At 63.0% G+C, this 14613-nt stretch carries 12 protein-coding genes and 1 tRNA gene; 3 read left to right on the forward strand and 10 right to left on the reverse strand.

All coding sequences use genetic code 11. The features are described from left to right. Positions 1-91: 91 nt before the first annotated feature. From HMPREF2757_RS07235 to HMPREF2757_RS07245, 3 genes are all read right to left on the reverse strand, one after another. Positions 92-316 carry a hypothetical protein gene (locus tag HMPREF2757_RS07235; RefSeq protein ID WP_176745908.1) on the reverse strand — a complete coding sequence of 75 codons (225 nt, stop codon included), beginning with the start codon at positions 314-316 and terminating at the stop codon, positions 92-94. A gap of 7 nt (positions 317-323) precedes the next feature. Continuing rightward, on the reverse strand, positions 324-4883 hold the full coding sequence (locus tag HMPREF2757_RS07240) for a DUF4011 domain-containing protein (RefSeq protein WP_070574717.1): 4560 nt from the start codon (positions 4881-4883) through the stop codon (positions 324-326). 88 nt (positions 4884-4971) lie between these two features. Then, positions 4972-6180 (reverse strand): YkvI family membrane protein, encoded by a 1209-nt coding sequence (locus tag HMPREF2757_RS07245; protein WP_083304170.1) that lies wholly within the window; start codon positions 6178-6180, stop codon positions 4972-4974. A gap of 163 nt (positions 6181-6343) precedes the next feature. On the opposite strand from HMPREF2757_RS07245, the gene HMPREF2757_RS07250 reads away from it, so the two are divergent. Further along, positions 6344-6416: transfer RNA gene (locus HMPREF2757_RS07250), tRNA-Arg, on the forward strand. Positions 6417-6520: 104 nt separating this feature from the next. On the opposite strand, the gene HMPREF2757_RS07255 is transcribed toward HMPREF2757_RS07250, so the two are convergent. Beyond that, the gene (locus HMPREF2757_RS07255) at positions 6521-7996 is read right to left on the reverse strand and encodes a polysaccharide deacetylase family protein (RefSeq protein ID WP_070574719.1); all 1476 of its coding nucleotides are present in this window, start codon (positions 7994-7996) and stop codon (positions 6521-6523) included. Between HMPREF2757_RS07255 and HMPREF2757_RS12230 the strand changes: the two genes are divergently transcribed. Next, positions 7971-8057: a hypothetical protein gene (locus HMPREF2757_RS12230; protein ID WP_370919393.1), complete on the forward strand. Its 87-nt coding sequence runs from the start codon at positions 7971-7973 to the stop codon at positions 8055-8057. The two genes, HMPREF2757_RS07255 and HMPREF2757_RS12230, sit on opposite strands and share 26 nt — an antisense overlap. Positions 8058-8103: 46 nt before the next feature. Here HMPREF2757_RS12230 and HMPREF2757_RS07260 read toward each other — a convergent pair whose 3' ends face one another. From HMPREF2757_RS07260 to pdxH, 6 genes are all read right to left on the reverse strand, one after another. Further along, positions 8104-9108: a universal stress protein gene (locus HMPREF2757_RS07260; RefSeq protein WP_070574721.1), complete on the reverse strand. Its 1005-nt coding sequence runs from the start codon at positions 9106-9108 to the stop codon at positions 8104-8106. An 89-nt stretch (positions 9109-9197) separates the two neighbouring features. After that, a complete protein-coding gene (locus HMPREF2757_RS07265) occupies positions 9198-9716 on the reverse strand; it encodes an HNH endonuclease (RefSeq protein WP_070575323.1) in 519 nt (172 codons plus the stop codon). 185 nt (positions 9717-9901) lie between these two features. After that, entirely contained in the window at positions 9902-10714 is an 813-nt protein-coding gene (locus HMPREF2757_RS07270) for a C40 family peptidase (protein ID WP_070574723.1), read from the reverse strand. Between the two features lie 184 nt (positions 10715-10898). Next, positions 10899-11747: a C40 family peptidase gene (locus HMPREF2757_RS07275; protein ID WP_070575326.1), complete on the reverse strand. Its 849-nt coding sequence runs from the start codon at positions 11745-11747 to the stop codon at positions 10899-10901. 162 nt (positions 11748-11909) lie between these two features. After that, positions 11910-12581 carry a metal-dependent transcriptional regulator gene (locus HMPREF2757_RS07280; protein WP_070574724.1) on the reverse strand — a complete coding sequence of 224 codons (672 nt, stop codon included), beginning with the start codon at positions 12579-12581 and terminating at the stop codon, positions 11910-11912. 81 nt (positions 12582-12662) lie between these two features. Further along, positions 12663-13337 (reverse strand): pyridoxamine 5'-phosphate oxidase, encoded by a 675-nt coding sequence (gene pdxH, locus HMPREF2757_RS07285; RefSeq protein ID WP_070574728.1) that lies wholly within the window; start codon positions 13335-13337, stop codon positions 12663-12665. A gap of 77 nt (positions 13338-13414) precedes the next feature. On the opposite strand from pdxH, the gene serC reads away from it, so the two are divergent. Next, positions 13415-14533, forward strand: a complete 1119-nt coding sequence (serC, locus tag HMPREF2757_RS07290) for a phosphoserine transaminase (RefSeq protein WP_141750217.1) — start codon at positions 13415-13417, stop codon at positions 14531-14533. Positions 14534-14613: the final 80 nt, after the last annotated feature.

The following is a 14613-nucleotide window of genomic DNA, read 5'->3' on the forward strand; positions in this document are numbered from 1 at the left end:
TGCCCCAAGCCGCGGCTTGGGGCATCAGCCTTTTCTGTATCCGCTTCTGTGCACTCAGCACAGGCAATCTCAATGAGCCCCGCGCGTGCACTCAGCGGCTTTTCGGAGCCCAGTGGGGTGGGCGGTCAGCCAGAAGCCGTTCGTCATTCGCCCCTCCGGCGCTCTGTCCGGACTCATTGCGGACCGTACGCCGGTAGGCTTCTTTGGCGGCGGCTATACGCGCCCGTCGCCGCTCGTGGTCAACCTCATCGCGGGTCGACTCGGCACCGGACGGATCGCTGTTTCGGTGCGGGGCTCCCGCCGATTCTTCAGCCACTGCGCGCTCAGTCCCGGTCGGCACCGGAGTCGTGACTGCTGCCGGTTTCAGCAGAATCATTGTTCCGGCCGCTGTCTAAAGCTCTGCCGGGCTGAGCTGGCTCGTCGTCACGCAGACCGGCGTCAATGAGATCGGCTTCGCGCAGCAAGCCCGTGTCATAGGCCGGCATAATCTGGTCTTCGACAGCTCCCTCGGGCAGGGCGGCGAGCGATGCCGCCTGCTCTGCAGGCGTCTGAGCCCGCTTCTTGACTGATCCAGACTGCGCACCGGCCGATCGCGACTGCTGTCCGGCAGCACCGGCCGACCCCGGACCGGCACCTCGACCGTCAGCGCCTTGACTGTCAGCACCGGCGGCAGCTTCAGCGTCTTCGGCAGCGCGGATCTCGGCAGCATAGCGTTCGGCCTCTTCGTCGGCCCTCTTGAGAGCCTCGGGGTCTTCGTCCGCGGCAATACCAGCCCACACCTGGTAGATCCGCTCGGTCTGTCCCTGCGGGTCGACAAACGCATCGGTCGACCACACGCGCAAGAACGTCCAGCCCCGGCGCGCAAAACTCAGCGGACGCAGCCGTTCGCGCTGCCGCAGCGACGGCGCGGTCGTGTAGTCAAGACCGTCCGCTTCGACAGCGAGCACCATGCGCGAACCCGCCTGCGAAACCAGCGGCACAGCCAGATCCAGTCCGCCGTAGTTGGCAATGGGCTCCAGACCCTTCGCCTCGACGCGGGCAGAAAGATCGGCCATGAGCGGTGAACGTCCCCGCTCCTCCTGCGACTTCTCAATAAACGACGAACCCGACCGAGCGGCCTCAAACAGCACCGGCAGAAGCGCCGCTCCGTACCGCAGCCGTGATCGGTCCAGTTCGTCCGGGCGCAGGCACGAAACAATCGTCAAACGCTGCTTAGCCGGTGTAACCGCAGCGGCGACCACCTTCTGCCCACCCGGCTGAGACAGTTCGCCGAAACTGTAGAGCACCCGCCCTGCCAGCGAGCGCCCCCAACCGACCGTGAAGATCACCGCATCGCGCGAAAGGGTCTGGGCCCTGTGGGCGTCAGTGATGACAAACGGCTCGTTGCCGTCACCGGTGAAGAAGCTCTTCAGTTCCGGATAGCGGGGCAGCTGCCGGGCAACCGCGAGCGCAATCCGCCGAGCGTGCCACTGCGTGAGTGCAATGACGCCCAGTGTCTGCTCCGGGGAGGTGCGCGCGTGTTCGAAAACCAGCCGCACCACCTCGGCGACCTCGACATCGGGGCTCTCCACCTGGCCGGTAGCCGAATCGGGGCTGCCCTCTCCCCCATCCACGTGGATGAACGACAGACCGGTGGTGCTTCCGGTGTCCGCAATCGGCAAGGACACGAGCTTGTCATCGTAGATGACATCGTTGAGCAGCCCCGCAATCTCCTGCGGAACAACCCGATGGTTTGTGTGCAGCCGCATCCTGGGCACAACCGGGGTGAGCGCCTCAAACACGCTGAAGCCTGCTGATTCCGGCTGTGTGCCTGCCCTGCGGTGGGCCGCTACGGAGAATTCCGTAGGACCCAGCAGCTTGTCATCTCCCAGTGCCAGAGTGTGCTTGGCCATTGCGATCGGCACGAGTGCTTCTGGGACGGACACCCGGGCGGCATCGCCGATGATCACCGTGTCGAACAGGGCGTGTGCCACGAGTGCGGGGTCCGTGCCGAACTCACCGGAGAACTCATCGTCGAAGCTGTCATCGCGGAAGGGGAAGTCCGCATCCGAGGCGCCGGTCGCCTTTGCGCGGTCCGTCACGGTGGACAGGGTCTGGCCGAAGGTGTCGGGGACACTCACCGGGCTCATCATCCACACCGGTGCCAGGGCCAGCAGAACGTGCGGCGCGCGGACGGCCAAACGGTTCAGGTTCAGCCCGTCGCTGAGCAGTTCAGCGCGCAGCAGGGCTGCTTCTTCCGGATATTCCTCAATTGCGCTCTCCCAGGCCTGGGCGCGCGCGTACTGCAGGCGGGAAGCACCAGCGGACACGAACGCCGCGTCAGTGCGCCGGAAATCAGCAGCCAGGCGGTGCAGAGCGTCGCCGTCGTGCTCACCGACCTGCGGATCAGCGGCGGCCATCTGCTGCAGAACCGTCGCCCAGTAGGCAAGGTCGAATTCGCTGCCGACCTCTTCTGGGAGAACACGACGACTGCGCAGATCGTCCATCAGCTCACGCAGACCCGCCGCTTCGAGATCACGGCACAGGGCGGTGCGGTGGGGAAGATCGCCCAGGGCGGCACGATCGTCAGCCATAGCGGCCAAGCGCGATTCGAGTTCCCCAATGTGCATAGCATCGAGGTCTCCCCCGTCCGGGGTTTCCGCCAGGATGAGGGCGAGGGCATCGATGTCCGCGGCCACGCGCTCGTACAGTTCCGACACTTCCGCAAGGTTCGACGGCAGACTGGGGATGCGCGGCCGGCCGGTGATGCGCTCGGCCTGCTTCAGCTGATCCCGCATCACTTTCAAACCGCCGTGCAGATCAACGTCAGCCAAGTCGCTGCGCACCAGGGAGCGGGCGTGGCGCTTGAGTTTGCTGCGTTCGAAAACACCCATATCGACATCGTGATCACGCCGGTATTCAACCGAACCGGTCGCATCGATCAGCTGGTCGAGGTCTTCGCGGTAGGACTCCGGCACGAAAGTGGCCATGCTGCTCTCAACAGAGCGCAGCAGGGCCAGGCTGTCGGCCCATTCGACCATCGTCCACCCGGGCGTCACACCGGCTTCTTCCAACGCTGTGCGCATCATGCGGGTAAGCTTGGGCAGTGCGTCAGCACAGCGTTCTGCCGTAACACGCGCTTTTTCTGCCTGCGCGGCAGTGTCGAAGCGCGCACCGAACCACACGGTGTCTTCGACGCCAAGGGTGAATTCGCCCAGCTGCGCCAACTGAATCAGCTGCGCGCGCAGTTCTGAGCGCTCCTCCTGCGACATCCGCATAACACCAGCGGGCAGGCGCACTTCCGTCCGCGGGCTGTTCTCTCCAGATGTCAGATCCGCCAGGTGCTCAATCGTGGAGTACACCGAAATACCCCACGGGCGCCGCGGTTCGTGAAGCGACCTGGCGTGCTTTGTCAGCTTCTTGCGCTGTTTGCGCAGACGCGAGACCAGTTCGCCGATGTCCGGTTCCGCGGCTTTTTCCACCTGCGAAATCATGGCGATCAGCTGCTTCTTCACCGCCGATTGGCTGCGGCGTGCATCCACGACAAAGCCCGCCAGCCCCGCAGAGGCGAAGCGGTCCCGGTAGTCATCGAGCGTGTCGGAGTCATTCGCCACAAAGAGGCTGGAACGGCCGACAAAGGCCAAACTCGTCGCCGCCGCAACAGCCACCTGGGTCGCCCCGGTGCCGGCGGGAGTGTCAACGGCTGCGGAAGAGTGCTCCATGACCGCGTTGACAACCGCCTGCTGGTCGCCGTCAACGTCAAGCGCGAGGAACTCTTCGCGCGGATCGCGGTCTTCCAGGGGTCGAATGTCGAGGCTGCGCGCAGTGCCGCGCGGGCCGTCTTCGGCTGTTCCGACCTCGGCTGAGTCATCCGGTTCCGGTCTGGAAGCCTCGGCACCCCGCTGCCCGGCAATGCCGACATCTTGGGCTCCTGCCGCGGCGGAAGCGCTCAGTGAGGCAGAGAGCGTGTCCGCGGTCGAGGCGGTGTCGACCGTCCGCGTCCGGCCTTCATCGTCGTCAGCGAAGGCCGAATCATCCGGGTTGACCCCGCCGTTGAGCAGCGGGTGCGTGTCGTACTGAGAAGAATCGTGCGGCTCTGTCCCCGCGGCATCGCCCCACGCTCCGAGGGCTTTGCCGACGTTGTGCTTCTCCGCAGCGGCAACGGATTCCCGGTCTGCCTTTTCGGCATCGAGAACAGCCTGCGCCATGCGGGCCAAGATTGGGTGCTTTCGCGGAAGGTCAACCGTCCCGACGGCAGAAGCGACATTGGCAAAAGTCGACACAAACAGGCAGTACTCAGCGCTCAGCGCCGGATAGTCAGCGACAGCGGCCCGCACCCGTTCCAAAACCGGACGGGCGTCAAAGCGACGCGGCCCGCCGGTGGACTCCAGCCATTCGTCAACATCAACTTCGATGCCCAGTTCAGAACGCAGATACGCGACAAAAGCAGGATTGATGACGATCGTGTCGTCAAGGGTCAGCTCAACATCGTCTTCGCGGCGGCCCACTGTGCGGATCTCCACCCGCCGCAGCACCAGCGGGGCGTGCAGCTGCTCATCCGGACTGGTAAGAGGCGCCGAAAGGCGCACCGCTCCGATGGCGAGGCAGGCGGCGGAAAAGCTGCGCTCATTGCGCAGCTCTCTGGCCTTCTCCGCAATCAAGCGGGCGCGTCGACCGGCGTCCTGACGCTGTTCATCGTCGCGAATGAGGCTGGCCAGCCGAGTGGGTCTGCCCGCCATGAGCTGCGCCATGCCCGAGGGGTGGGCGGTCGTCAGGTCAAGCGAACCGTCGCGGGAGTCTCGATAGCGTAGCATGGTGTCACGCCCGCCGAGCTTTTCGGCACGCGATATCCATTCAGCGAAGACGTCGCTGATTCCCCTCTGCGTATCTGCTTGATCTGCCACGCATCCACCCTAACCGGGCCGGCGCGGGAAACTTCCTAAGCCAAAGAGCGTGGCGGCTCTCAGCCGCGCAGCAGCACCGCGTATGGGATCAGGCCGCGCGGCGCCTGCGCACCGCGTCGTAGATGGTGCGCGCGAAGATCACGACGATAAGCGCACAGCCCACATAGCCGACAGTGCCGTAGACCTTGTCCACCAGGACGCCGAACGGCAAGAAGCCGCAGGCGATCAGAACCGCACAGATGGCGGCGGTGACCGCGAAGTTCCACGAACGCGGCGCAAACGCCATTGCCTGGTTCTTCACCACCCAGTACAGCGGGGTCGCTGTCGAATAGATGCCCAGCATGACGATGACGCCGAAGGCCACCCCAACGGCCGGATGGATCGTCTGCCCGAGGACGAGGGTCGGAACCTCCTTGTCGAGGGCCAGGGTGAAGTTCGTCAGGATGGCCAAGGTGATCATGAGGACGCCGACGCCCAGACCGAGTCCGCCGACAGCACCGGCGATCCCCGCTTCGCGCTTGCTCGTGGCCTCCTTGCCCAGCTGGGAGAAGAACACCATGCCCAACAGCATGTTGAAGCTGACGTACAGAACGGCCGACACCACAAAGTTGCCCGTCACCTGAACGTCTTCAACAGCAGCCTGCGGCAGGTTGCCGAAGATCGGCTGGCTGCCCAGTTGCCCGAAGTCGCGAACGAAGATGATGGTTCCCACAATCACCGTGAACACAATGATGATCGGGCCGATGGTGCCGATGATGTCCACCAGACGCTCAAGACCGGCCAGAACCGTGGCAAAGCCCAGCAGGCCCATGCCGACAACGCCCACCCAGTTGGGCAGGCCGGTCAGCTGGTTGAACACCGCGCCCGAACCGGAGACCATGATGACGGCAACAGAGAATGAGTACAGAACGGCAAACCACTCAAGCGCTGTGCCCAGAAACCGGCCGACGTAAGCGCTGAACACCTCGGAGGACAGTTCCAGCTGCAGTTCGTGGCCCTTGCGCATGATGAGCGCACCGACCACTATGAACAGCAGGGTCGAAATGACTCCGCCCAGCAGACCCACGATCCCAAAGGATGCGAAGAACTGAAGGGTCTCCTGGCCTGTCGCAAAGCCAGAGCCGATCAGGTACGCGATCGAAGCGCCCGCAAAACGCCCGACATTCGTCCAGCGCACCTGCTTAGACTCAGGCTTGACGGGCGCCGCGTTGGCGGTCGCGGCTTCGACGGTTGTCGGTTCGGGGCTATCGCCACCGGCACTGCCGGCAGAATGCGAACCGGCTGCAGGATCAGCCATGAGAATCTCCTTGCTTCACAGGGCAGGCGCAGAAACAGCAGCGCCGCACTCCGACCCCATAGCGTAGTCGACTGCAGCGGTCGGTGCTCTCAGTATCCCCATTAGGCGTTCAGCGACCGCGGTGTCATTCCCACCGGGCACGTCCGCTAAACTGTTCCGCGTTGCCCCCGTAGCTCAGGGGATAGAGCACCGCTCTCCTAAAGCGGGTGTCGCAGGTTCGAATCCTGCCGGGGGCGCCGAACTCTCACCAGGGGAAACTCCCAAACGCAGAAGACCGGGCACTGTCAGCCCGAAAGTCTCACATCCGGCCCACGAGCCGCGCCACCATCACCCAACGGGCTTAGCTGTCCTTTTCGGCGAACGGGTGTTCCGGCGTGGAGCACAGTTCGTCGTGGTAGCCGCGGCAGAAGTATTCTTTGCCCGGTTCGAGCTTCATGCCCTTGAACATGTAGCCGACTGGAACCAGGTAGAAGCCCCTGTCCTGCAGGCCGGAGAAGATTTCGGGCGAAGCATCCACCGTCGTCGGGTGGATGGCGTGCATGAGCACAATCGAGCCCGGTTTGGTGTTCGCCAGCGCTGCTTTCTTGACCCGATCAGCGTTACGGTGCTTCCAGTCGAGAGTGTCGACGTCCCACATGATGATCGCTTTTCCGTGCTCGGCCTTCTCACCGTCGGCTTTCTTGGCCTTACCACCGGCTGGGTCGCCCGATTCACCGCTGCCCTGCGCCACGGTGTCCAAGCGCTTGTTCGAAGCACCGTAGGGCGGGCGCAGCATTGTCGGATATTCACCGCCAGCGTCGTGAATGGCCTTGTCGGTCTTGTCCACCTCGGACTTCTGCTTGTCAGGTGTCAGCTTGCTCAGCACCGGGTGGGTGAACGAGTGGTTTTCGACTTCGTGGCCGGCTTCACGCAGCAGGCGCGAGTTCTCCGGCAGTGCCTCCACAATGCGCCCGATCTCAAAGAACGTTGCACGCACCTTCGCCTTGTCAAGCGCATCGGCCAAGCGCTTTGTCAGCGCGTCATCAGCCGGGCCGTCGTCGTAGGTCATAGCCGCACACGGCAGAAGAGCGCACGTGAAATCCGGCAGGTACGGGCTTTCCTCGGCCTCAATCGTCAGGTCCTCGCCCAGCACCGCGGCGAGGTTGTGCCCGGACTCGCTGAGAACCTCATCATCGGCATCTTCACCGTCGACAGTGATCTTGTCCCCCGCAACGGCAATCTCACCTTCAACGCCTTCGGCTTTGATCGAATCTATGGGCTTGGTGGCGTTGTTCTTGGTGTCGGTCAGAAACTGTCGGCTGGCAGTCTGCCCACCGGAGCGCACGTCGAGCTGAGTGACGAGAAAGTCGCCACCGGCACCGACGATGTGCGACTCGACGCTGCTGGCCTTATCGTCACCGCTGCCGGACTGCTGACCTTCTGCGTCCTCGCCTTCTGTGCTTTCGCTTTCGGGCGAGTGCCCTTCAAAAGCAAGATAGTCGGCCTCACCCCAGCGCTCCTTCGGCGGTGTGACCTCGGGCTGGAACGCCTTCCGCCCCTTGAAAGCACCGGCTTGTTCCAGGGCTTTGAGTGTGGCCTCCTCTAGGGTCTCGTTGAGTGAATCCTGCCCCGGAATGCCGAACAGGTGGACTGCCGCTTCCGGTGTCTGCACCGCGTAGCTGCGCAGCACCTTGGGAAGTTCGTCTTTGACCTGCTCAGCTGGGATCGTCACCTCACTCTTCGGCACGTGAGCTTCTGGTTTGTCATCGTCTTTGGCAGCGCAGCCGGTGAAGACGAGCGAAGCTGCAAGAATGCAGGCAACAGAAGAAAAGCGCACAGCGGATCCTACTGAAAAGGGAGGGTTGGGGTCGGAAGCAACTGTACTCCCGGAAGCTTAAGAGAAGCCGACCGGTGTCCACCGGTCGGCTTCTCTTCAGCTCAGAGTCAGTCGCGCTTGACGCTCACAACCATGGTCGGGCAGTGCGAGTACGGCAGCACAGACTGCGAGGTCGAACCCAGCAGGAGACCGGCAAAACCGCCGCGACCGCGGGTGCCGACTACGAGGACGTCTGCTGTATCAGAGGCGCGGACAAGCGCTTCTGAAGGCTGTCCGTCCAGCAGCATCCAGCCGGCTTCGAGGTTCGGGTGCTTGTCGCGCACAGCCTTGCAGGCAGCCTCGAGTTTCTCAGTTCCGCGCTCAACGAACTTCTTGAGCTCATCTGTGCTCGGCAGCCATTCCGGGCCGACAATCGAGGTGGTGATGACGCCCATAACGGTCAGCGGGGTACCGCGTTCCTCAGCGAGCTCCACTGCTTTCCACAGCGCGGGCGATTCCTTGCCCATGGCATCCACACCCACGACAACACGGCCAGCGAAGTTCGGCCCTTCGATCGTTTCGGAGTCTTCGTCGAACTCAAAGTGTGTAGCGGCGGAATCTGCCAGTGGGAACGACGAGGTCTGCTTGGGTGCACGCTCCTGGTCTTTTGACCAGCCCACGGGAACCACAATCGTCGGGCAGTGCGAGTGTGCAGGCAGAGCCGAGGAGACTGTACCCAGCAGGCGACCTGCGAAGCCGCCGCGGCCGCGTGAACCGACGACTGCGAGCGAAGCCTGCGCGGATTCGTCTACCAAAACACCCGCGGCATCGCCGATCTCAATGACTGCCTCTACTGACACTCCTGCGGCCTTGACCTTTTCAGCCGCGGACTTCAGTGATTCGGTGACAGCTGCCCGCACGGCAGAATCGTCAATCGGCACATAGGACACATCGATTGTCGCTGCGGCGACGGACGGGATGGTGTAGGCGCCGACCAGTCGGATGGAACGGCCCGTGGCCTTTGCTTCGCCGATGGCGAAGTCGAGAGCATTGAGGCTCGCTTCGGAACCGTCGATGCCGACGACGATGGCCTGGGCGTCTGCGACGTCCGGAAGATTGTTCTCAGGTGACACGGCAGGTCCTCTTAGATTGGTTGGCTCAGGCATGCGCCTGCTGATGCTTCGATTCTATCGGCCGGACAGACCGCGTGCGCGGTCGCTCACTATGCGACCGAGGTCAACTCACTGTGATCGGCGAGGTTGAGGAACGGCTGCCAAGCCGGCGCGGGCCTCTCGAGCTCACGCAGCCAGCAGCCCCGGTACTCCGGTGCCCGCGGCGTACTCTGCAGCTGCCAGCCCATTTCCTGCGGGGTCCTGTCCGCTTTGCGGTTATTGCAGTCACGGCAGCAGGCAACGAGGTTTTCCCACGTGTTCTGACCGCCGCGAGAGCGCGGAAGGATGTGGTCGATGGTGCCCGCGGGCTTTCCGCAGTATCCGCAGCTGTTGTGGTCTCTGCGCAGCACGGCTTTGCGCGACGGCTGCGCGATTCGTCCTGCAGGCGGGCGAATGTAACGAGTCAGGAGGATAACGGCTGGCTGTTCAATGTCGAGGTGTTCGCTGCGAACGCGGGCTCCAGAAGCTGCCAGGACCGTGGCGCGGCCTGCCAGAACCAGAACCACCGCCCGCTTAAAGGACACTACCGACATCGGTTCGTATCCGGCGTTGAGAACGAGGGTCTTCATCAGTTCCACCTAGGTTCAGGTCGTACTCGGCCAGCACGACGTGACGAAGACCACGTTACACACGCCACCGTCGGCGTCGACGACATCGACGTAAACGACAGGTGTCGAATAACCGCACAGACAGCAAAAACCCCGAGCGCGAGGCTCGGGGTCTGTGCTGAAGATCAGGTGACTGGAAACTCTGATCAGAGAACGCGAATGAACTGTGCGCCCTGCTTGGTCATCCAGTCGATGGAACGGTAGGTGGTGTCAACTGACGGGTTACCTGCGTCGTACATCATGCCGTTGCCAGCGTAGATGCCCACGTGGCCGGGCGACCAGATGATGTCGCCGGGCTTGGCTGCCGAACGCGGCACAGTGGGACCCGCACCCTTCTGCGCACCCGAGGTGCGCGGGAGGTTCACGCCGACCTTGCCGTAGACGTAGCTGGTGAAGCCAGAGCAGTCCCAGCCGGAAGGTGAGGTTCCACCGGAGACATAGGGCGTACCCACGTACTGCTTGGCGATGCTGATGACCTGCTGCGCCTTCGGGCCATCCGGCACCGACACGCTCTTGGACTCGCCGCTGGACTTCTTAGCGTCCTTCGAGGACGAACCGCTGTTCGAGGCAGGCTGGGCGTTGGCACCGTCATTATCGGAAGCACTGCCGCCCTGCGGAGCATTGGAAGGAGCCTCCGGAGCCTTCGTAGCAGTCACGGGAGCCGCGACAGCAGCACCGTCGACCGAAGCCTTCGAGTCGGCAGTGTCGACCGTAAAGCCGGACTGCGAAACGGTCTCGAGCGAATCCCCCTCCGTGCGCTCGTTCTGCGCTTCCGCATTGGCTTCACCGTCGGAATGCGACGGGATAACAGCGGCAACCAAAAGACCACCGGTGGCAGCCGCAATGGCTGCGCGCTTGCCGAGAGCACCCGAATTGGCGCTCAGAGCTTCTGTAATCTCAGTCAGAGGCGTCTTGACCTTGGTGTCGGCGGCGCGACGTCCTCGCTTCTTTACAGCCACGTGTTCTCCAAACCTTGTTCGCTGGCCCTAGCGGGCATTAGCTGGCACCTGTCAGACAGTAACGGACTTGCAACTAAAAGTCACGTTCAGATCACAGGAAGTGAAAATCTCTCAGGCTTTCAGCCCGGATATTCGGGCCTGTCTGCACTCTCTTCGCAGTTGGACGCGCGTCCTGAGAATTGCGTCACAGAACCCTGATGTAGACGGCATCGCTCATCCACGACGCCGAGGTGTGCACCGTGCCCTTGCGCTTATTGCGGGCGTCGACCATCTTGCCGTTGCCGGTGTAGATGCCCACGTGGCCGGGATGCCACATGAGGTCACCGGGCTTTGCCTGCGAGCGCGGCACGACCTTGCCCGCGCCCTTCTGCGCCCCCGAGCTTCGCGGCAGGTTCACACCCACCTGGCGGTAGACGTAGCTGGTGAAGCCCGAGCAGTCCCAGCCAGACGGCGATGTTCCGCCCCACACATAGGGAGTACCCACGTAGCTCTTGGCGATCGACACGACTTTCTGAGCTTTTGTACCCGACGGGGCAGCCACATTGCCCGAGGACTCGGAACGCTTCGACGAAGCCTTCTCGGCGGAGCCAGTCGAGTCTGTCGAGCCAGAACTGCGCGAAGAAGAAGCTTCCGAAGAGGAAGCGCTGCTCGACTCGCTCGAAGAGCTCGACGCGCTCGGCTCAGGTTCGGGTTCTGGCTCCGGCTCAGGCTCCGGAGCCTTCGCGGCGGTGACAGCTGAGACCTCCGCAGCGCCGGCAAGTGCGCCGTCGGCCTCACCTTCGGCAACGACCTTGTCCTGCGCCTTGAAGTCGTCTTCCACCGGAGTGGTGGAGACCGCCTCGGCCTCCGCTTCGCTACCGGCCTCTGACATCGTGGGAACAGCAACACTCAGAGCCAGTCCCGCACCGGCCGCCGCAACTGCGGCGCGCTTGCCGAGAACATTCGAGTCGGAACGGAGGAGGTCCGTCAGGTCAGACAGCGGGGTCCTGACCTTGGTGTCAGCCGCCCTGCGTCCGCGCTTCTTCTGAGCCACGTGCATCTCCCTGAATGGTCGAGAATCCTACTGAAGTACAGAACCAAACGTTACACAACTGAGACCCGAAAGTCACATTTAAGTAACGCGGGAGAGGCTGTGAGCTTGCTCAGAGCAGCATTTTCGCAGGTCAGAGTCTTTATAAAGGTCGTGTAATTCTTGTTACACAACGATAACGAGGACGTTTTCAGCCATTTCCGCAGGGAGATCCAGCACCTCGTCCGCCCCGGAGACGGCAAAGGTCACGTAGTCCCCGCTTGCCGAGACCGTCACCTCGGCACCGGGAACAATTCCCGTGCGCTCACACTGAGCCAACAGGTTTTCATCAACCTGCAGCGGCTCGGCAAAGCATACGATCCGCACCGTCTTCGCATCTGCGCGCAGTGCCAATTCAGAAGCCGGGACCGCGGAGTCCTCAAGTGCAACATCAGCACCGGGAATCGGATTGCCATACGGGCTGGTGGACGCATCCGGTAGAATATCGACGAGCTTTTCCGTCACTTCGTCGCTCATCACGTGCTCCCACCGGCACGCTTCGTTATGCACCTTGGGCCATTCCAGGCCGATGACGTCCGACAGCAGCCGTTCAGCAAGACGGTGCTTGCGCATAACGCTCGTGGCCAGCTCCCGCCCTTCGGCAGTCAGCTCCAAACGGCGGTCGCGGCCGACAACCAGCAGGCCGTCGCGCTCCAAGCGGGCCACCGTCTGCGACACGGTCGGACCCGAATGGTCCAGACGCTCAGCAATGCGAGCGCGCAGCGGCACAACCTTCTGCTCCTCGAGCTCCGTGATGGCCTTGAGATACATCTCCGTTGTGTCAATCAGATCCTGCATGATTCTCCGTTCACGGCTGTGTCCGAGGGGCTGGCAATACAAATATACGCACAGGCTGATGAATCACATCGGCAACGCCGCCTAGGGCTCCAGACGGGCAGTCGACCACTGGGAAGCATCCGCCAGATCGGCCGGTGCCCCAGAACGGCTGGTGAAAACACACCTGTCGTGCATTCGGTTCTCCATGCCCTGCCAAAACTCCACTTCGAACGGACGAAGCAGGTACCCGCCCCACGAGTCCGGCCGTTCAACCGGGCGGCCGGCAAGCTCCGCCTCGACATCCTGATAGCGCTGCTGAAGAACCGACCTGCTGCGCACCGGCTGGGACTGGTGTGAAGCAACCGCGCCGATCTGCGAACCACGCGGACGCTTAGCGAAATAGGCGTCCGATTCTTCCGGCGAGACCTTTTCGACAACACCGCGCACCCGCACCTGCCTGCTGAGTTCGTGCCACGGGAACACGAGCGAGGCGCGCGGTGACTGAGCAAGCTGCGCACCCTTGGCGGACGTGTAGTGGGTGTAGAAGACAAAGCCGCGCTCATCAAAGCTCTTCAACAGCACCAGACGGGCAGTCGGCCCCGTGTCGTCCGCGGTCGCCACGACCATCGCATTGGGTTCGCGCAGGTTTTCGTGGGCACAGTCGTACCACGCGGCAAACTGCTCAAACGGGGTGTCCTCAAGATGGTCAAGATCGTCAGCACCGTATTCAATGCGCTGCTGTGCGAGTTCGGCCAGGGAATCCGGGATGTCGATCATGGCTCCAGACTACCCGCGCGCCCACTGGCCTCCGGGGGCTGTCCGGTCGGCGGGCTGTGCCTGACTACGATAAAAGCGTGATCACAATTCCAGAAGAGCTGCTGCCCGCCGACGGCCGTTTCGGCGCTGGCCCCGCTCGCATTCGCCCCGAACAGATGACCGCCCTGGCAGACGCTGCCACAACCGTTATGGGCACCTCGCACCGCCAGGCGCCCGTGAAGAACATCGTCGGGCGCATCCGCGCCGGACTGACCGAACTGTACAACCTTCCCGAAGGGTACGAGGTGGTGCTCGGCAACGGCGGTTCCACCGCCTTCTGGGACGCCGCTTCCTTCGGACTCGTGCGCAGAAAAGCAGCTCACGGTTCTTTCGGCGAGTTCGGCAGCAAGTTCGCAAAGGCCACCGACACGACTCCTTTCCTCGACGATTCCGCTGTATTCGAAGCACAGCCGGGCTCGGTTGCCGTTCCCACTGCGGTCGACGGCGCTGACCTCTACGCGTGGCCGCACAATGAAACTTCGACGGGAGCAGCCGCACCGGTGAAGCGGCCAGAGGGCATCGCCGATGACGCTCTCGTCGTCATCGACGCGACTTCAGCCGCCGGCGGTCTGAACGTCGACATTGCCCAAACCGATGTCTACTACTTCGCGCCGCAGAAGAACATGGGCTCTGACGGCGGTCTGTGGATCGCCATTATGAGCCCGCGGGCAATCGAGCGCGCACGGTCACTCAAGAGCTTCGGCCGGTGGATTCCCGCTTCGCTGGACTTGGTGACGGCGATCGACAATTCGGCAAAGAACCAGACGTACAACACCCCGGCAGTGGCCACGCTCATCATGCTGGCCGAGCAGATCGACTGGATCAACGGCAACGGCGGACTGGCCTGGGCTGCAGAGCGCACCAGCACTTCAGCCAGCCTGGTCTACGACTGGGCCGAAAAGAGCGATGTCGCCCGACCGTTCGTGAGTGACCCGGCTGACCGTTCCAACGTCGTGTGCACTGTTGACTTCGACGATTCCGTCGACGCAGCCGAGATCGCCAAGACCCTGCGCGCAAACGGAATTGTCGATGTCGAGCCCTACCGCAAGCTCGGCCGCAACCAGCTGCGGATCGCCACTTTCGTTTCGGTCCCCCCGGAAGACGTCAAGGCGCTGCTCGACTGCATCGACTTCACACTCAGCGCCCTGCGCGGCTGACGTCGCGTCAGGCGCAGAATTGGCGAGGCTCCCGATATTTGGGGGGCCTCGCCATTTTTGCCTGCTCAAGCCGGGGTTTC

Source organism: Brevibacterium sp. HMSC063G07, from assembly GCF_001810665.1.
GTDB lineage: Bacteria > Actinomycetota > Actinomycetes > Actinomycetales > Brevibacteriaceae > Brevibacterium.